Origin of the sequence: Streptomyces sp. SID5464 (assembly GCF_009862985.1) — a bacterium.
GTDB lineage: Bacteria > Actinomycetota > Actinomycetes > Streptomycetales > Streptomycetaceae > Streptomyces > Streptomyces chartreusis_D.
Map to the genome: position 1 here is coordinate 38,693 of NZ_WWIQ01000073.1, position 18,484 is coordinate 57,176.

Here is an 18,484-nt window from a genome sequence, read left to right on the forward strand (position 1 = left end):
AGGCCCGGGGCCTCCGGGGCGCTCGGCCGTTACGTCTTTGCGGGGACGCCCGTGAGGGCCGTGACGACCGGATCGAGTGCCTGGTGTATCTCGTCCCCGATGGACCGGAAGAACGTCAGGGGCGCCCCGTACGGGTCGTACACCTCGTCCGCCTCGGCGTTCGGTGCCAGCAGCCACCCGCGTAGAGCCGCCGCGGCACGCACCAGCGCCCGCGCGCGGGTGACCACGCCCTCCTCCAGGGACGGCAGGGTCGCCGGGTCGATGGCCTTCACCAGTCGGGTGAACTCCTTGAGCGTGAAGGTCCGCAGGCCGGCCGAGTGCCCCATGGAGATGACCTGCGCCCGGTGGTCCCGGGTGGCGGTCAGCACCAGGTCGGCGCGGATCACGTGCTCGTCGAGGAGTTCGCGCCCGGTGAAGCCGGAGGCGTCCGCGCCGAAGTCGGCGAGGACGGTCTCCGCGTGGCTCTCCATGGGCGCGCCCTCGTGACCCCAGGTGCCCGCGCTCTCCACGATCAGCCCGCCGCCCAGGATCCCGAGCCGCTCCCGCACGAAATGGCGGGTCAGCCGCTCGGTGATGGGCGAGCGGCACACGTTGCCGGTGCTGACGTGGAGGATGCGGAAGCTGTCGCGCGGAAGCCCCACGAACGTCGTCGTGATCTCCGCCGCGCTTTCCCCGTTGCCTATGCCACGCCCCGCTCCAGGGGCCGTCAATTCGCCACCTCGAGGTCGGGTACGACCTTTCGCAGCTCTTCCGCGGAGAGCGCGCCGGCGCGCAGCAGCAGCGGCACCTCACGGGTCACGTCGACGATCGAGGACGGGACGTTGCCGGGAGTCGGGCCGCCGTCGAGGTAGACGGAGACGGAGTCGCCGAGCATCTCCTGCGCGGCGTCGCAGTCCTCCGGCGCGGGGTGGCCGGTCAGGTTGGCGGAGGAGACGGCCATCGGGCCCACCTCCGTCAGCAGCTCGATGGCGACGGGGTGCAGCGGCATGCGCACGGCGACCGTGCCACGGGTGTCGCCCAGGTCCCACTGGAGGGACGGCTGGTGCTTGGCGACGAGCGTCAGCGCGCCCGGCCAGAAGGCGTCGACCAGCTCCCAGGCCAGCTCCGAGAAGTCCGTGACGAGCCCGTGCAGCGTGTTCGGGGAGCCGATGAGGACGGGCGTGGGCATGTTGCGGCCCCGGCCCTTGGCCGCCAGCAGGTCGGCGACCGCCTCCGAGGAGAACGCGTCGGCGCCGATGCCGTACACCGTGTCCGTCGGCAGCACCACGAGCTCGCCACGGCGGACGGCGGACGCTGCCTCACGCAGACCGGTCACTCGGTCGGTCGCGTCGTTGGTGTCGTATCGCCGTGCCATCTTTAGCTGGCCTCCTCGTACACGTGCTGCTGGGATGAAGACTGCGAAGACCGCGAAGACCGCGGGGTGCCCGGTGCGCTCACGGCAGCGCCTTGCGGGCCGTGGCGAAACGCGGGCGGTTGTTCAGGTCCGGGTGGTCGGCGGCGTCGGTCCAGCCGCGGTCCTCGGCGAAGATCCACGGCACCTGGCCGCCCTGGGTGTCGGCGTGCTCCACGACCACGACACCGCCGGGGCGCAGCAGCCGGTGCGCGGTGCGCTCCAGGCCGCGGATGAGGTCGAGGCCGTCCTCGCCGGAGAACAGGGCCAGGTCGGGGTCGTAGTCCCGCGCCTCGGGGGCGACGTACTCCCACTCGGTGAGGGGGATGTACGGCGGGTTGGAGATGACCAGGTCGACCTGGCCGTCCAGGTCCGGGAAGGCCGTCAGGGCGTCTCCCTGGCGCAGCTCGACCCTGGACCCCTCCACGTTCTTGCGGGTCCACCTGAGGGCGTCCTCGGACAGCTCCACGGCGTGCACGCGCGAGCGCGGCACCTCCTGGGCGAGGGCGAGCGCGATGGCGCCGGAGCCGGTGCACAGGTCGACGATGCACGGCTCGACGACGTCCATGGCCCGTACGGCGTCTATGGCCCAGCCGACCACGGACTCCGTCTCGGGCCGGGGCACGAACACCCCGGGGCCGACCTGGAGTTCCAGGTACCGGAAGTAGGCGCGCCCGGTGATGTGCTGGAGCGGCTCGCGGGCCTCGCGGCGGGCGATGACCTCCCAGTAGCGGGCGTCGAAGTCGGAGTCCTTGACGGAGTGCAGCTCGCCGCGCTTGACGCCGTGCACGAACGCGGCGAGCTCCTCCGCGTCGGTGCGCGGCGAGGGCACGCCGGCGTCGGCGAGCCGCTGGGTGGCCTGGGCCACCTCCGCGAGCAGCAGATTCACGCAAGTCCTCCGGTACTCAGTACTCCTACGTGCCCTTACGCGGCTGCCAGCTTGGCGGCCGAGTCCGCGTCGACACAGGCCTGGATCACCGCGTCGAGGTCGCCGTCCAGGACCTGGTCCAGGTTGTACGCCTTGAAGCCGACACGGTGGTCCGAGATGCGGTTCTCCGGGAAGTTGTACGTACGGATCTTCTCGGAGCGGTCGACGGTGCGGACCTGGCTGCGACGGGCGTCGGCGGCCTCCCTCTCCGCCTCCTCCTGTGCCATGGCGAGCAGCCTGGAGCGCAGGATACGCAGTGCCTGCTCCTTGTTCTGCAACTGGCTCTTCTCGTTCTGGCAGGAGGCGACGACTCCGGTCGGGATGTGCGTGATGCGCACGGCGGAGTCGGTGGTGTTGACGGACTGTCCGCCCGGCCCCGAGGAGCGGTAGACGTCGATGCGCAGGTCGTTCGGATTGATCTCGACGTCGACCTCCTCGGCCTCGGGGGTGACGAGGACACCGGCGGCCGAGGTGTGGATACGGCCCTGGGACTCGGTGGCGGGGACGCGCTGCACGCGGTGCACGCCGCCCTCGTACTTCAGGCGGGCCCACACGCCCTGTCCGGGCTCCGTCGCGCCCTGGCCGCCCTTGGTCTTCACGGCCACCTGGACGTCCTTGTAGCCGCCGAGCTCCGACTCGGTGGCGTCGATGATCTCGGTCTTCCAGCCGACACGCTCGGCGTACCGCAGGTACATGCGCAGCAGGTCGCCGGCGAACAGGGCCGACTCGTCGCCGCCCGCGCCCGCCTTGATCTCGAGGATGACGTCCTTGTCGTCGCTGGGATCGCGCGGGACGAGGAGCAGGCGCAGCTTCTCGGTCAGCTCCTCGCGCCGCTGTTCCAGCTCCTTGACCTCGGCCACGAAGTCGGGGTCGTCGGCGGCGAATTCGCGCGCGGTCTCGATGTCGTCGCCCGTCTGCGTCCAGGAGCGGTACGTGGCGACGATGGGGGTGAGCTCGGCGTAACGCTTGTTCATCCTGCGCGCGTTGGCCTGGTCTGCGTGGACCGACGGGTCGGCGAGCTTCTTCTCCAGGTCGGCGTGCTCGGCGACGAGTTCCTCGACGGCCTCGAACATCTTGGCTCCTGTGTACGGACGTGGGTGAAGGGGCGGGCGACCAAAAACGCCGGTCCCGGAGCGCCCGGTGAGGGGGCGCGTCCGCGGACCGGCGAAATGGGGCTCGCTACTTCTTGGAGCCGGCGGCCTTGCCGAAGCGGGCCTCGAAGCGGGCCACGCGGCCACCGGTGTCGAGGATCTTCTGCTTGCCCGTGTAGAACGGGTGGCACTCGGAGCAGACATCGGCACGGATCGCGCCGGACTCGATGGTGCTGCGGGTGGTGAACGACGCGCCGCAGGTGCAGCTGACCTGCGTCTCGACGTACGCGGGGTGGATGTCGCGCTTCAAGGTGTCTCCTAGGTTTCGGGAGGGCGCCGGGTCGCTGCCGCGGGGTGCGGGAGCGTGAACCGGGGCCGACGTACCAGTCTGCCAGGACTGGGGCCATCCCCCAAAACCGGGGGTTGCCGTTGTTTGTTCCCCGCGGGCCGGTGGGGGCTTGCCGCGCCCATGCGGCGGAGCCGCGAACCGATACGGCCCCGCGCCCTAGGAGCTGCTCACCACGCCCTTGGCTTCACCTGTCGCCGTGCCCTTCGTCGCGCTCTTCGGGATCGGCTTGTCGTTCTCCAGGGCCTTCCAGATCTCGTCGGCCTTCTTCTTCTGGAGGAGGACCCGGTTGGGGTCGGCCGGGTCGTAGGCCACCGGCATCGTGACCATGTGCATGTTGGACGGGGTGATGCCCTGGAGGCCGCCTGCGAAGGACGCGAGCTTGTTGACCGAGCCCAGGTCGGAGTCGGTCGTCACCGTCTTGGTCGCGGTCTCCGCGAGGTCGAGCAGCTTCTTGGGGTTGGTGAAGACGCCGACGTCCTTGACCTGGTTGACCAGTGCCTTGATGAAGGCCTGCTGCAGCTGGATGCGGCCCAGGTCGGAGCCGTCGCCGACGCCGTGCCGGGTGCGGACCAGGCCGAGGGCCTGTTCACCGTCGAGTCTGTGGGTGCCGGCCTTCAGCTTCAGGTGGCTGTCGGGGTCGTCGATGCTCTTGGTCGTGGTGACCTCGACGCCGCCGAGGTCGTCGATGAGCTTCTGGAAGCCGGCGAAGTCGACCTCCAGGTAGTGGTCCATGCGCAGGTCGGTGATCGACTCGACGGTCTTCACGGCGCAGGCGGCCCCGCCGGTGGAGTACGCGGAGTTGAACATCACGCCGTTCGCGGCGGGGTACTCCTTGCCCTTGGTGTCCGTGCACGCGGGCCGGTCGATGAGGGTGTCCCGCGGGATCGAGACCACGCTGGCCTTCTTGTGGCCCTTGTAGACGTGCACGATCATCGCCGTGTCCGAGCGTGCGCTGCCGTCGTCGGTGCCGCCGCCGAGCTTCTTGTTGCCGCCGGCGCGGGTGTCGGAGCCGAGGACGAGGATGTTCTCCGAGCCGTTGTCGGCCTTCTTGGGCCGGTCCGTGCCGAGGGCCTGGTCGATGTCGACGCTCTTCAGGTTGCCGTTGAGCTTGAAGTACACGTACCCCGCCCCGGCGCCGCCCAGGACGACGATCCCCGCGGCGGTCCAGGCCGTCACCATCAGGCCCTTGTGGCGCTTACGGGGTTTGCGGCGTCGGCCCTTGGCGCGGTGACGCGGCCCGTTGGTGCCGGTATCTCCCGGTATGCCCGGACCCGGCGTGCTCTCGGCAGACATGTGCTCCTCAGCTCGTCTACGGTCGGTTACCCCCTGCGGTCAGTGCCAGGCGTGCTCGGTCGGGGACTTCCTCCTGGCACCATCGTCGCTCCGCCTGGTCAGACGGAGAAACTCGGGAAAGGGTTGCACAACGGACTGTGCCCACCGCGTGCGGCGGTGGGCACAGTGTGTGTTCGTCTCCGCGAGGGGTACCTCGCTCACCTGCGATTTCAGCCGAAGATGTCGTACTGCTTGAAATCGGTACCGACGGACTTCCTTGTGGCGAAGATCTCGCTGGACGCCTTGCCGGTGCCCGGGTACAGGTACAGCGTGCCGCCGGGGGTGCGGGCCAGGAAGTCGGCCTTGCCGTCACCGGTGATGTCGCCGGTGGCGTCGAAGGCGTTGTAGCCGCCCCAGGTGCGCACCTTGATCCGGGCCGAGAAGGCGCCCGAGCCGGCCTTGCCGGTGCCCTTGTAGAGGTACACGTAGCTGCCCGAGGTGCTGCGGGCGATCAGGTCGGTCTTGCCGTCCCCGGTGAAGTCGCCGTGGCCGCGCACGGAGTTGTACTGGTTCCAGCCGGAGCTGACCTTGACGCGGGGCGAGAAGGTGCCGTTGCCCTTGCCCGGGTAGATCCACAGCACGCCCGCCGAGTCGACCGAGAGCAGGTCGGGCAGGTAGTCGCCGGTGACGTCACCGGGGGTGATGATGCGGGTGCGGGTCTTCCAGTTGTCGGCGATCTGCTTGGTGGACCAGGTGCCGGTGGAAATCACGTAGTGGGTCCAGAAGACGTCGCCGTCGCTGCTGCGCCGGTAGACCAGGTCCTGGTAGCCGTCCCGGTCGAGGTCCGTCTGGAGGACGGTGTTGAAGCCGTTCCAGTTGCCCCAGGACTCGCGGGCGGCGAAGGACGTGCCCTTGGAGTCCTTGGAGTAGCCCGTCTTGGTGGAAGCGTTGCGCACCCACAGGTCGGCCTTGTGGTCGCCGCTGATGTTGGTGTCGTCGAGGCGCGGGTAGGCGGCGCCGACGTAGGTGCTGACCTTGCTGAAGACGCTGTAGGCGCCCTTGGCGACGCAGTCCGTCACGCCCCAGGAGACGACACCGACGATCCGGTTGTTCACGACCAGCGGGCCGCCGGAGTCGCCGTTGCAGGCAGTGGTGGTGCCGGCGTCGCTGCCGGTGGCGGGCTGGCCCGCGCAGACCATGTGGCCCTTGATGAAGTCGCTGCCGTACGCGCCGGCGCAGGTGGTGTCGGACTGGACGGGCAGCGTGGCCGTCTTCAGCGTCTCGGAGATGTCGTCGCTGGTGGAGCTGGTGCGGCCCCAGCCGTAGACCTTGGCGCTGGTGCCGGCCTTGTACGACGTGGTGTCGCCGGACGTCGTCATGCGGATCGGGGTGGCCTTGACCGGGACGGGCAGGGTGAGCACCGCGATGTCGTTGTCGATGGTCGTCGCGTTGTACGACGGGTGGTTCCACTGCCGCCAGACGCCGGTGACGGTACCGCCGTGCAGGTCGGTGCCGTCGGCCGAGGGCAGCTGGGAGGTACCGGTGACAATGGCGCCGTTGGCGTGCCAGTCGTAGCCCTTGACGCAGTGCGCGGCGGTGAGGATCTTCGTCGGCGCGACGACGGCGCCGCCGCAGAAGAAGCCGATGTCGTCGCTGGTGGTCGAGGTGCCCCGGTCGTCGTAGTAGTGCAGCTGCGCCATCCACGGGGCCGACGTGATGGTCGTCTCGCTACCACCGATGATCTTCGGGTCGATGGCGGAGCCGCTGGTGTTCGTGCTCGCGCTGAGCGACGACTTGGTCGTCTGCCCCGCGACGTCGTCACCGGCCATGGCTCCCGCGACGCGCTTCTCCAGCTCGGCGAGCGACGGTGAGCTGGTGGCGGGCTTGACGGTCGGCTGCGGCGGCGGGGTGGCCGCGTCGGCGGTCGTCGTCAGCAGCGCGGCGGCCACGGCGGCGGCCACACCGGCCGCGGCGACGGGAAGGGCTATCCGTATCCGGCGTCTGTGCCGGCCGCCCCCAGGCATGGTTCTACCCACGTATGTCCCCCCTCGGGATCACATGTTCGAAGAGAGCGTGATCCTACCCGCACACGAACAGCACGAAGGGCCGCCCCCGTTCCCGGGGGCGGCCCTCTTACGCAGTGCTTACCTCAGTCGCCGTTGCCCGGCGTCGGGGTGGTCTTCTGGATCTGCATCAGGAACTCGGCGTTCGACTTCGTCTGCTTCATCTTGTCGAGGAGCAGCTCGACGGCCTGCTGCTGGTCGAGGGCGTGCAGCACCCGGCGCAGCTTCCAGACGATGGAGAGTTCGTCGCTGGCGAGCAGGATCTCTTCCTTGCGGGTGCCGGACGCGTCGACGTCCACCGCCGGGAAGATGCGCTTGTCGGCGAGCTTCCGGTCGAGCTTGAGCTCCGCGTTGCCGGTGCCCTTGAACTCCTCGAAGATCACCTCGTCCATGCGGGACCCGGTGTCGACGAGAGCCGTGGCCAGGATGGTGAGCGAGCCACCGTCCTCGATGTTCCGCGCGGCACCGAAGAAGCGCTTCGGCGGGTACAGCGCCGTCGAGTCGACACCACCGGACAGGATGCGGCCGGAAGCCGGGGCGGCGAGGTTGTACGCACGGCCCAGACGCGTGATCGAGTCGAGCAGCACGACGACGTCGTGGCCCAGCTCCACCAGGCGCTTGGCGCGCTCGATGGCGAGCTCGGCGACCGTGGTGTGGTCCTCGGCCGGGCGGTCGAAGGTCGAGGAGATGACCTCGCCCTTGACCGACCGCTGCATGTCGGTGACCTCTTCCGGACGCTCGTCGACCAGGACGACCATCAGGTGGCACTCGGGGTTGTTGTGCGTGATCGCGTTGGCGATCGCCTGCATGATCATGGTCTTACCGGTCTTCGGCGGGGCCACGATCAGACCGCGCTGGCCCTTACCGATGGGCGAGACCAGGTCGATGATGCGGGTGGTGAGGACGCCCGGGTCCGTCTCCAGACGGAGGCGGTCCTGCGGGTACAGCGGCGTGAGCTTGTTGAACTCCGGGCGGCCACGGCCGTGTTCGGGCGCCATGCCGTTGACGGAGTCCAGGCGCACCAGCGCGTTGAACTTCTCGCGGCGCTCGCCTTCCTTCGGCTGGCGGACCGCACCGGTGATGTGGTCACCCTTGCGCAGGCCGTTCTTGCGGACCTGGGCGAGGGAGACGTACACGTCGTTCGGGCCGGGCAGGTAGCCGGACGTACGGATGAAGGCGTAGTTGTCGAGGATGTCCAGGATGCCCGCGACGGGGATCAGGACGTCGTCCTCGGCGATCTGCGGCTCCTGCACGTCGTCGCGGCCGCGACGGCCCCGGCGGTCGCGGTAACGCCCGCGACGGCCACGCCGGCCGCCCTCGAAGTCGTCGTCGTCCTGCTGCTGACGGTCACGGTCCTGACGGCCGCCGCCCTGCTGCTGGTTCTGCTGGCCGCGCTGACCGCCCTGCTGGTCGTCGCCCTTGTTGCCACGGCGGTCGCGGTCGCGGTCACGGCCGCGGTCACGGCGGTCGCGACGCCGGCCTTCGCCGCCGTCACCGGCGTCGGACTTCGGGTCGTTCTGGGACTGCTGCTGCCCCTGCGGGTCGCCCTTGGACTCGTTCTTCGCCTCGGTGGCGACCGTCTCGGGAGCGCCGGCCGGGGCGCCGGCGTCGGCGGTGGCCCGGCGACGGCGGCGCTCGGAGGGCGCGTCGTCGCTGGGGGCGCCTCCCTGGTCGAGCGAAGCCGAGACCTTGGGAGAAGGCTGGCCGGGGATCTCGATCTGCTGCTGGGCCACGGCCTTCTCGGCCTGGTCGGCCTTCTCGGCGGGGGCCTCGGAAGCCTGCTTCGCGTCCGCCTTCTTCTCCGCCTTCTCGGCGTTGTCCCCCGTACGGGTCCGGGAGGTGGCGCGGCGCTTCGGCTTGGTCTCGGCGGGGGCCTCGGCCTTCGCGGCCGGAGCGGCGCCGCCGGACGCCTGCGCCTCCTTGATGACCTCGATCAACTGGCTCTTGCGCATGCGCGCGGTGCCCCTGATACCGAGGCCGGATGCGACCTGTTGCAGCTCGGCCAGCACCATGCCCTCGAGGCCGGTACCGCGGCGCCGCCGGGAGCCGGCACCGGTGGCAGGCGCGGAGGCGTCCGTGGCGGGCGCGGCAGCGGTCTCCTCGACACGTGCGCCCATCAGATCGGTGGTGTCGCTCACGAAGGGTCCTTCCCTGGAGCGGACGTCGGCCTGTCTGGCTCGGCGACCGGTTGTGCTGTCCGGCTTCGGTCCGTGTGGTGTGAACCGTGCCGGGGCGGTGGTCCGCCTCAGCGGCGGAGGAATCTGGTGATGGCGCTTCCATATGCCGTGGCACCCAGTGTCAGTGTCACGCGGCGTGGTCGCACCGGTTCCGGAGCGTGCCCTGCGCCCCGCTCAGTGTCCGTGTACGGCGTACGGTCCGACGTACGGAACACAGTGCGGCTTGGGGGGCTCCCGGAAGAATGTCTGTCCCGGACGGGGACACGAGGCACCTCGCCATGGTGGGGTCGGGTGCAGACTTGAGGTTAACACTACCGGATCCAACAAACATTCCCCCTCTCGAAATCCGGCAACCGTGCGCTTTTAAATGTCACTGGAGGTCGCGAGCGGCAGCACAACCGCGCCCTGCGGATCGAGACTCAGCCGGTTGGCGGCCCAGTCCGCGCCCGCCAAGGCCTCGACCTTGTCGGCGGTGCCGGCGTCGGCCAGCGCCATGACCGTCGGGCCGGCACCGGAGATGACCGCGGGGACGCCCTCGGCCCGCAGCCGCTCCACCAGCGCCGCGCTCTCGGGCATGGCCGGGGCGCGGTACTCCTGGTGCAGGCGGTCCTCGGTGGCGGGCAGCAGCAGCTCGGGGCGCCGCGTCATGGCCTCGACGAGCAGGGCGGCACGGCCCGCGTTGGTGGCCGCGTCGACGTGCGGCACGGTGCGCGGGAGCAGGCCGCGCGCGGTTTCGGTGAGTACCGGCTTCCCGGGCACGAAAACCACCGGAACGATGGAATCGGCGGGCTCCATCCTGATCGCCCGAGCCGCGCCGCCCTCCATCCAGGACAGCGTGAAGCCGCCCAGCAGGCACGCGGCGACGTTGTCGGGATGGCCCTCGATCTCGGTGGCGAGCTCCAGCAGCGCGGTGTCGTCGAGCTTGGCCTCGGCGCCTATGGTCACGGCACGCGCGGCGACGATGCCGGCACAGATGGCGGCCGAGGAGGAGCCCAGGCCCCGGCCGTGCGGAATGCGGTTGGCACAGACGATCTCCAGGCCGCGCGGCTGCCCGCCCAGCAGATCAAAGGCGGTGCGCAGGGAACGTACGAGAAGGTGCCGCTCGTCGCGCGGGAGTGTCTCGCTGCCCTCACCCGCGATGTCGATGTGCAGCCCGGAGTCGGCCACCCGGACGACCACGTCGTCGTACAACCCCAGCGCGAGGCCGAGGGCGTCGAAGCCCGGGCCGAGGTTGGCGCTGGTGGCGGGGACGCGCACCCGGACGGCGGCGGCGCGGAACGCTGGACCGGCCATCGCTCGATGACTCTCCTTGAGCTGCGTGATTGTCGAATGACGTGGGACGGACATTCGATGGCGTACGAGAACCCTGGGGGCCGCGGAGACGGCGCGGCTCCGCGGCATATGCGGCGGGCGGGTTCAGTACAGCCTATCGAAGGAAGGTTCTGTGGCGACATAGGGCGCACAGGAGGCGCACGATGCGTGTCGTAAGCCCCCTGTGCACCCCCCGTAGGGAACCTCCCCGGGCAAGCGCCGTCTTACGCCGGACCGTGTCGAGCGTTACACCGGCGCTCGATGCGTCGGCGCACGTCAGACCGGGCCGAGGCGCCTCAGGCGAGGCCCAGGCGCTCCGCCGCGGCCGCCGCGTCGACGGGTACGGTGACCGGCTGCGGGGCACCGGCGACGGCCCAGTCGGGGTCCTTCAGACCGTTGCCCGTGACGGTGCACACGATCCGCTGCCCCGGGTCGACCTTGCCCTGCTCGGCGGCCTTGAGCAGACCGGCGACGGACGCGGCGGACGCGGGCTCGACGAAGACGCCCTCCTGCGAGGCCAACAGCCGGTAGGCGCGCAGGATCTCACGGTCCGTCACCTCGTCGATGACGCCGCCCGACTCGTCCCGCGCGGCGAGCGCGTACTGCCAGGAGGCCGGATTGCCGATGCGGATGGCGGTGGCGATGGTCGACGGGTCCTTGACGACCTCGCCGCGCACGATGGGGGCGCTGCCGGAGGCCTGGAAACCCCACATCCGGGGGGTCCGGGTGGCGACGCCGTCGGCGGCGTACTCCGTGTAGCCCTTCCAATAGGCCGTGATGTTGCCCGCGTTGCCCACCGGCAGGACGTGGATGTCGGGCGCGTCGCCGAGCATGTCCACGATCTCGAACGAGGCGGTCTTCTGGCCTTCGATACGTACCGGGTTGACCGAATTGACCAGCGCCACGGGGTAGTTGTCGCTCAGGCCGCGCGCGAGCGTGAGGCAGTCGTCGAAGTTGCCGTCGACCTGGAGGATCTTCGCGCCGTGCACGAGGGCCTGGCCCATCTTGCCGAGCGCGATCTTGCCCTGCGGCACGAGCACGGCGCAGACCATCCCGGCCCGCACGGCGTACGCGGCGGCGGAGGCCGACGTGTTGCCGGTGGAGGCGCAGATGACGGCCTGCGCGCCCTCTTCCTTGGCCCGGGTGATGGCCATGGTCATACCGCGGTCCTTGAAGGACCCGGTCGGATTCGCGCCCTCCACCTTGAGGTGGACCTCGCAGCCCGTGCGCTCGGAGAGCACCTGCGCGGGCACGAGCGGCGTGCCGCCCTCGCGGAGCGTCACGACCGGCGTGGTGTCGGATACCGGCAGCCGGTCCCGGTACTCCTCGATGATTCCGCGCCACTGGTGGGTCATTGCTGGTTACTCTCCTTCAACCCGCATGATGCTGGCGACACCACGCACGGTGTCGAGCTTGCGCAACGCCTCGACGGTCCCGGTGAGGGCCGCGTCGGACGCACGGTGCGTGACGACGACGAGGGACGCCTCGCCGTCCTTCCCCTGCTGGCGAACCGTATCGATCGAGACACCGTGCTCGGCGAAGACGGTCGCCACCTGGGCGAGAACACCCGGTTTGTCGGCCACGTCGAGGCTGATGTGGTAGCGCGTGACGACGTCGCCCATCGGGGACACGGGGAGCGCGGCGTAGGCGGACTCCCCCGGTCCGGTCGCGTCGCTGAGGCGGTTGCGGCAGACGGCGACGAGGTCGCCGAGCACGGCCGAGGCCGTCGGGGAACCGCCCGCTCCGGGGCCGTAGAACATGAGCTGCCCGGCGGCGTCGGACTCGACGAACACGGCGTTGTAGGCGCCGCGCACGGAGGCCAGCGGGTGGCTCAGGGGGATCATCGCGGGATGCACGCGCGCGGTGACGGACGCGCCGTCCGCGGCCCGCTCGCAGATGGCGAGCAGCTTGATGGTGCAGCCCATCTCCTTGGCGGAGGCGAAGTCGGCGGCGGTGACCTCGGTCATGCCCTCGCGGTAGACGTCGTCGAGGCGCACGCGCGTGTGGAAGGCGATGCCGGCGAGGATGGCGGCCTTGGCGGCGGCGTCGAAGCCCTCGACGTCGGCGGTCGGGTCGGCCTCGGCGTAGCCCAGGGCGGTGGCCTCGTCGAGGGCCTCCTGGTAGCCGGCGCCGGTCGAGTCCATCTTGTCGAGGATGAAGTTGGTCGTGCCGTTGACGATGCCCATCACCCGGTTGATCTTGTCGCCGGCGAGGGACTCGCGCAGCGGCCGGATCAGCGGGATGGCACCGGCGACGGCGGCCTCGTAGTAGAGGTCCTTGCCGTGCTCCTCGGCGGCGGCGTGCAGGGCCGCCCCGTCCTGGGCGAGCAGCGCCTTGTTGGCGGAGACGACGGAGGCACCGTGCTCGAAGGCGGTGGTGATGAGGGTCCGCGCCGGCTCGATCCCGCCGATCACCTCCACGACGACATCAATGTCGCCGCGTTTGACGAGGGCGGTGGCGTCGGTGGTGACGAGGGCCGGGTCGATGCCTTCCCTGACCCTGTCGGGCCGGCGCACGGCCACGCCCGCCAGCTCCACCGGGGCCCCGATCCGGGCCGTGAGGTCGTCGGCGTGCGTCGTCATGATGCGCGCCACCTCTGAGCCGACCACTCCACAGCCCAGCAGCGCCACCTTCAGCGGACGCGTACGCATCATCCGACCTCGTTTCCTCATTACCATCTACGGTGGAACCAGTCTCACTCACCGGACGGGACTTTCTGCCCCCGGTCCGGATCGTGAGACGTCTATTTCATTTGTACGGGGGCGGAAGACAGGAGATCTTCCGCCCCGCAGCCGGTCCGCTGCCGGCCCGGCTCAGCCGACGTCATCCGGCTCAGCCGACGTCGAGACGCAGCAGGTCCTCCTCCGTCTCACGGCGGACGATCACCCGGGCCTCGCCGTCCCGCACGCTGACGACGGGCGGCCGCAGCACGTGGTTGTAGTTGCTGGCCATCGACCGGCAGTAGGCGCCCGTGGCCGGTACGGCGATGAGGTCACCCGGTGCCAGGTCGGCCGGCAGGAACGCGTCCTTGACCACGATGTCCCCGCTCTCGCAGTGCTTGCCGACGACCCGGGCGAGCATCGGCTCGGCGTCGGAGGTGCGCGAGACCAGCGTCACGCTGTACTCGGCGTCGTACAGCGCGGTGCGGATGTTGTCCGACATGCCGCCGTCGACGGAGACGTACGTCCGCAGCCCGTCGAGGGGCTTGATGGTGCCGACCTCGTAGAGCGTGAAGGCGGTCGGGCCGACGATGGCGCGGCCCGGCTCGACGGAGACGCGCGGCGTGCGCAGCTTGGCGGCATCGCACTCACGGCTGACGATCTCCTGGAGCGCCTTGGCGATCTCGTGCGGCTCGCGCGGATCGTCGTCACTCGTGTACGCGATCCCGAGCCCGCCGCCGAGGTCGATCTCGGGCAGCTCGACGCCGTGCTCGTCGCGGACGTCCTTGAGCAGTGAGACGACCCGGTGGGCGGCGACCTCGAACCCGGACATGTCGAAGATCTGCGAACCGATGTGGCTGTGCAGGCCGACGAGTTCGAGCCCGTCGAGCTGGAGGGCACGGCGTACGGCCTCGGCGGCCTGCCCGCCGGCCAGCGGGATGCCGAACTTCTGGTCCTCGTGGGCCGTGGCGATGAACTCGTGGGTGTGGGCCTCCACGCCGACGGTGATCCGGATCAGGACCTTCTGCCGCTTCCCGAGGCTCTGCGCGATGTGGGCGACGCGGGCGATCTCCTGGAACGAGTCGAGCACGATGTGCCCCACGCCGGCCTCGACGGCCCTGGTGATCTCGTCGACGGACTTGTTGTTGCCGTGGAAGGCGATGCGGTCGGCGGGCATGCCGGCGGAGAGGGCGGTGGCCAGCTCGCCACCGGAGCAGACGTCGACGTTCAGCCCCTCCTCGTGCAGCCAGCGCACGACGGCACGGGAGAGGAACGCCTTGCCGGCGTAGTAGACGTCGGCACCGGCCCCGAACGCGGTGCGCCACGCACGCGCGCGGGCCCGGAAGTCGGCCTCGTCGAGGATGTAGGCCGGAGTGCCGAACTCCTCGGCGAGCTGCGTGACGGAGATCCCCCCGACGGTGGCGACACCGTGCTCGTCACGCGTCACGGTCTGCGCCCAGATCTTGGGGTCCAGGACGTTGAGGTCGGCGGGCGGGGCCGAGTAGTGGCCCTCGGGGAGGACGTCGGCGTGACGGGGCCCGGCGGGGTGTGCGGAACGGCTCATGATCGGTATGCGTCTCTCAGAGGTGGTCGGGTGCGTCGATGCCGAGCAGGGACAGGCCACCGGCCAGCACCGCCCCGGCGGCTTCGGCGAGGGCGAGCCGGGCGCGGTGGGCGGCCGAGGGTTTCTCGTCGCCGAGGGGCAGCACGGCGGGGAGCAGGGGCAGCGTGGCGTCGGCGACGGTGACGAGGTGCCGGGCCAGGCGGTCGGGGCCGCGGTGGGCGGCGGTGGCGGTGAGGACGCGGGGGTGGTCGCCGAGGGCGGCGAGCAGTGCCTCCGCGTCGCTCACGGGGCCGGGCTCGGGGTGGAAGCCCAGGTCGGCGGCGTTGCGCAGGAGTGCCCGGGTGCGGGCGTGGGCGTACCGGACGCGGAAGAGAGGGTTGGCCTCCCGCTGCACCAGGTGATCGCCGGGGATCCGGGGCCGGTCGTGGGCGGCCGGGTGGAGCAGGGCCCAGCGGGCGGCGTCGCGACCGAGGGGAAGGGGGTCGGCCGGGGCCGGGACGGGGCGGATGGTGATGTCGAGGTCGGCGAGGGTGCGGCTACCGCGACGGCCGGGACGGCTCCCGGAATGGCCACCTGAGTGGCCGCCCGAATGGCCACCAGAGTGGCCGCCGTCCACACCTAGGACGGTCTCCCACTCCGGCGCGGGCCGGCCGTCGCACGTGACGCGTACGGCGTCGCCCTGGCTGCGCAGCACTCGGGCCAGGGCATCCGTGACGACGACGGCACGGACCTCTGCCGGGCACCGGAGCTGCACGACGGTCCCGCTGAATCCCTCGGCGTGGCCGTACCGCCGCCCATGCCGGAGGATCTCGTCGACGAGGAGTGCGGAGGCGTTGCGTTCCAGGCTGAAGTTGAGAAATCCGGGCCCGGTGACGACGACATCGGCGAAGGAGGTCTCATCCGCGAGACGCGACCTCAGGATCTCGGCCACGCGCCGCGGCGGCTGCCCTGCAGCGCCGGCCAGCTGGAGGGCGATGCTGGTGGCGTAGTCGCCACAGCCCCCGGGCCCCGGCGGAGCGACCACGGCCCGCTCCGGCACGGTCACGCTGAGCTCACCCTCGTCGACAGCGCGACGCACGGCGTGCAGCACGGTGCGGGAGAGCTCGACGGGGGTCACGGGGACAAGCGTATGGGAGGAGGGGGGTGGGTATGCGAGCCGGTTTCAGGGAGGGTCCGGGATGTGGACGCGGGGCGGCAGAGCCGTGCGCGGCCCTGGTCCGGCCATCCACGCCCGGCCGATGCATCACCCGCCGGCACTCCCGGCCCGCTCGGCCTCCCCCGCACCGAGGACGGACCCGTAAGCGGGCGCACCACCGCCACCGGCACCACCGCCGCCCCCCGGCCTGCCCTCACTCCGCTCCCGCTCGATCAACTGACGCACCATGCCGACGAGTTCAGCGGGCTCGAAGGGCTTGGCGAGGAAGGCGTCGACGCCCACTTCGAGCCCGGCCTCGACCTCGTACTGCGTACAAGCGCTGATGATGGCGAGGGGCACGTCACGGGTACGCGGATCGGCTCGCAGGCGAGCGGCGGTCCTGATCCCGTCCAGCCGGGGCATGACGACGTCGAGGGTCACGGCATCGGGCCGCACCTGATGAACGACATCAAGACACTCGGCACCATCGGCCGCGGTCACGACCTCCAGCCCCTCCAGCTCGAGGTTGACCCTGATCAACTGCCGGATGACCTTGTTGTCGTCCACAACAAGCACCCGGCCCGACGCGCCTGGCACAACTCGAGAGTAGGTCGGCCCCGGCCACCGCGTCCGGGTTTTCCCCACTTCCACCCCGACCGGGGCCCCCACAACCCCGCCCCCGACAGCGGAAACCCGTTCATGACCACCCCGAGCGAGCTGGTAGTGTTCTACCCGTCGCCGCGAGCAACGCGAACGACACGCCCCCGTAGCTCAGGGGATAGAGCAACGGCCTCCGGAGCCGTGTGCGCAGGTTCGAATCCTGCCGGGGGCACCCTGTATGAGGTGCCCAAAGACCCCGTCACCAGCGGAAACGCTGAGGCCGGGGTCTTCGTGTTTGTGCAGGCGTATGCCGCCCGGAGCGGGCGTATGTCGGGGTCTGTGGACGAGGCGTGGGCGGGATCTTGAAGCATCGCCGCAGGTAATGAGGCTCGCTAGGGTCAAGCGAGCGATTGGCGACGGGCTGTCCCTGAGCCCCCGCCTCGCATGGACGGCGGATGGACGGTTGGGGGACCTCGTGGACATGACGACGCTTGCTATCACGCTCATCAGCGCCGCAGGCACGCTTGGCGGACACTGGGCGGCGCAGTGCTCAGCCAGCGCGCCAGTCGGGCCGATGCCGCGGAACAGAACCGGCGCGCCGACCGCGAGCAGGAGCTGGCGGACCCCGCGCCGCGCAACCTAGCTAGCACAAGGGCCAGTTGATTTCAACGAGAGTTGACAGTTCGTATTTCTGAGCTGATGCTCCTCAACCATGGGACATGCATTTTCGAACCGAGTGACGGAACTGCACAAGCGGGGGAAGACCTACCAGCGGATGGCTGCGGACTGTGGCTTCAAGCGGTCGGTCACCTGGTGGAACAAGATGTACTGGCTGGAGATCAAAGACCCACCTGAGCCCGGGCTTTTCCCGCACCTCGCCATGGCCCTGGAAGTGTCAGAACGTCGCGTAGCCGAGATGGTCGCCGAGCAGTGGTGCGGCGTCCGTCCCGACGACGAGGTCCCCGAGCACCTGCGGAATATCGTCCAGCTACTACGGGGCATCGATCCGGAGGACGTACCCGCGGTCGAAGCAGTTGTGGATCTACTCGTCTCTAAGCACGTGGCCGAGACCACTCGTGGCCGGAGGGTCGTCAAGGTCAAGGCCAAGGACTCGTGAGTGGGCTCTGCTTGGTAGTCCACTGCCCGCGCTGCCACACCGGCGCGAGTGAGTGGACCGTACGCTCGCGATCGAGTTGAGCGAGGAGGAGCAGGAGATCCTGGCGTGCTAGGCGCGGCGGCAATCCTCCTCTCAAGCGTTGATGTGGGGGTCAAGGAACCTGATAGTTATCGCCGACCGGGACACGGGCACGGATGTCGCTACTGACCTGGGCTGCTCCACTCGGCAGTGATGAAGTTGCAGTCACCGGCTCGCCGCCGCCGGGCAAAGGGCATGGGTGGTGCTCCGCGCCCGGGTGGGACTGATCAGGAGGATCCACGCTGCGCGGCAGGGAACAACACAGATTCGAGGAGGGTGCAAGATGGGGAACCTAGGTAAGTATCAGGACATCGTCGAAGCAGCAAAACGAGCAGGCGGCGTCGACGCCTTGATCAAGATCATCCAAGATGCCGCCGTAGCGAAGGCATCCCCAGGAGTATTTAGGAAAGGTGCCGCACTAGGTGCCGGAGCAGGGGTGGTAGGCACACTAGCAGCAGGCGGAGTTGCAGTCACCGTGAGACGTTCCTTGGATGACAAAAGGGCTCGCGAAGCACTGGCTAACGAGGCAGAAAAACAGTTTAAGGCTGAAGTTGAGAAATCCATGAACTCGGATGGTGACAATCCGAAGAGTGGCGAGGGCGATAAAGATTCCGACGAAGTTTAAGACTGGCTGACAGGCCCTGCGCACTCTCAGTCGCCGATCATGTCCGTGCCGCTTCCAGCCCGTGACGTGCAGCTTCACACGGCCCCCTGCGCTCCCGCATTGAACTTGCCGACGTGCCAGTAGC

The 18,484-nt window shown here is 69.8% G+C and carries 16 protein-coding genes and 1 tRNA gene; 3 read left to right on the forward strand and 14 right to left on the reverse strand.

Annotation, left to right across the window (positions count from 1 at the left end; all coding sequences use genetic code 11):
* Positions 1-29 precede the first annotated feature (29 nt).
* The 14 genes from GTY47_RS35080 to GTY47_RS35145 form a co-directional block, all read right to left on the reverse strand.
* Positions 30-710, reverse strand: coding sequence for a low molecular weight phosphatase family protein (locus GTY47_RS35080; protein ID WP_029181188.1), 681 nt, complete (start codon positions 708-710; stop codon positions 30-32).
* The gene (locus tag GTY47_RS35085; RefSeq protein ID WP_010040176.1) at positions 707-1,354 is read right to left on the reverse strand and encodes an L-threonylcarbamoyladenylate synthase; all 648 of its coding nucleotides are present in this window, start codon (positions 1,352-1,354) and stop codon (positions 707-709) included. Before GTY47_RS35085 ends, GTY47_RS35080 begins: the two co-directional genes overlap by 4 nt.
* 79 nt (positions 1,355-1,433) lie before the next feature.
* Positions 1,434-2,279: a peptide chain release factor N(5)-glutamine methyltransferase gene (gene prmC, locus GTY47_RS35090; protein WP_010040177.1), complete on the reverse strand. Its 846-nt coding sequence runs from the start codon at positions 2,277-2,279 to the stop codon at positions 1,434-1,436.
* 35 nt (positions 2,280-2,314) lie between these two features.
* A complete protein-coding gene (gene prfA / locus GTY47_RS35095) occupies positions 2,315-3,391 on the reverse strand; it encodes a peptide chain release factor 1 (protein ID WP_010040179.1) in 1,077 nt (358 codons plus the stop codon).
* A gap of 106 nt (positions 3,392-3,497) precedes the next feature.
* Positions 3,498-3,719 carry a 50S ribosomal protein L31 gene (gene rpmE, locus GTY47_RS35100; protein WP_010040182.1) on the reverse strand — a complete coding sequence of 74 codons (222 nt, stop codon included), beginning with the start codon at positions 3,717-3,719 and terminating at the stop codon, positions 3,498-3,500.
* Positions 3,720-3,914: 195 nt separating this feature from the next.
* Positions 3,915-5,051 carry an LCP family protein gene (locus tag GTY47_RS35105; RefSeq protein ID WP_029181189.1) on the reverse strand — a complete coding sequence of 379 codons (1,137 nt, stop codon included), beginning with the start codon at positions 5,049-5,051 and terminating at the stop codon, positions 3,915-3,917.
* A gap of 209 nt (positions 5,052-5,260) precedes the next feature.
* Positions 5,261-7,054 (reverse strand): trypsin-like serine protease, encoded by a 1,794-nt coding sequence (locus GTY47_RS35110; protein WP_029181190.1) that lies wholly within the window; start codon positions 7,052-7,054, stop codon positions 5,261-5,263.
* 125 nt (positions 7,055-7,179) lie between these two features.
* Positions 7,180-9,231 (reverse strand): transcription termination factor Rho, encoded by a 2,052-nt coding sequence (rho, locus tag GTY47_RS35115; protein ID WP_010040189.1) that lies wholly within the window; start codon positions 9,229-9,231, stop codon positions 7,180-7,182.
* A 402-nt stretch (positions 9,232-9,633) separates the two neighbouring features.
* Complete coding sequence (thrB, locus tag GTY47_RS35120; protein WP_010040193.1) at positions 9,634-10,563, reverse strand: homoserine kinase; 930 nt, start codon at positions 10,561-10,563, stop codon at positions 9,634-9,636.
* Positions 10,564-10,877: 314 nt separating this feature from the next.
* The gene (thrC, locus tag GTY47_RS35125; protein ID WP_010040197.1) at positions 10,878-11,936 is read right to left on the reverse strand and encodes a threonine synthase; all 1,059 of its coding nucleotides are present in this window, start codon (positions 11,934-11,936) and stop codon (positions 10,878-10,880) included.
* A gap of 6 nt (positions 11,937-11,942) precedes the next feature.
* Positions 11,943-13,235 carry a homoserine dehydrogenase gene (locus GTY47_RS35130; RefSeq protein WP_029181191.1) on the reverse strand — a complete coding sequence of 431 codons (1,293 nt, stop codon included), beginning with the start codon at positions 13,233-13,235 and terminating at the stop codon, positions 11,943-11,945.
* 178 nt (positions 13,236-13,413) lie between these two features.
* A complete protein-coding gene (lysA, locus tag GTY47_RS35135; protein ID WP_010040201.1) occupies positions 13,414-14,805 on the reverse strand; it encodes a diaminopimelate decarboxylase in 1,392 nt (463 codons plus the stop codon).
* 16 nt (positions 14,806-14,821) lie between these two features.
* The gene (gene nrtL, locus GTY47_RS35140) at positions 14,822-15,922 is read right to left on the reverse strand and encodes an ArgS-related anticodon-binding protein NrtL (protein WP_010040203.1); all 1,101 of its coding nucleotides are present in this window, start codon (positions 15,920-15,922) and stop codon (positions 14,822-14,824) included.
* Positions 15,923-16,048: 126 nt separating this feature from the next.
* Positions 16,049-16,585 (reverse strand): response regulator, encoded by a 537-nt coding sequence (locus GTY47_RS35145; protein WP_231911236.1) that lies wholly within the window; start codon positions 16,583-16,585, stop codon positions 16,049-16,051.
* A gap of 115 nt (positions 16,586-16,700) precedes the next feature.
* Here GTY47_RS35145 and GTY47_RS35150 point away from each other — a divergent pair.
* The 3 genes from GTY47_RS35150 to GTY47_RS35160 all read left to right on the forward strand — a co-directional run bounded on the left by GTY47_RS35150 (position 16,701) and on the right by GTY47_RS35160 (position 18,360).
* Positions 16,701-16,772: transfer RNA gene (locus GTY47_RS35150), tRNA-Arg, on the forward strand.
* Between the two features lie 504 nt (positions 16,773-17,276).
* Positions 17,277-17,657, forward strand: a complete 381-nt coding sequence (locus GTY47_RS35155) for a hypothetical protein (RefSeq protein WP_040903237.1) — start codon at positions 17,277-17,279, stop codon at positions 17,655-17,657.
* Between the two features lie 361 nt (positions 17,658-18,018).
* Entirely contained in the window at positions 18,019-18,360 is a 342-nt protein-coding gene (locus tag GTY47_RS35160) for a hypothetical protein (protein WP_158688413.1), read from the forward strand.
* Positions 18,361-18,484: the final 124 nt, after the last annotated feature.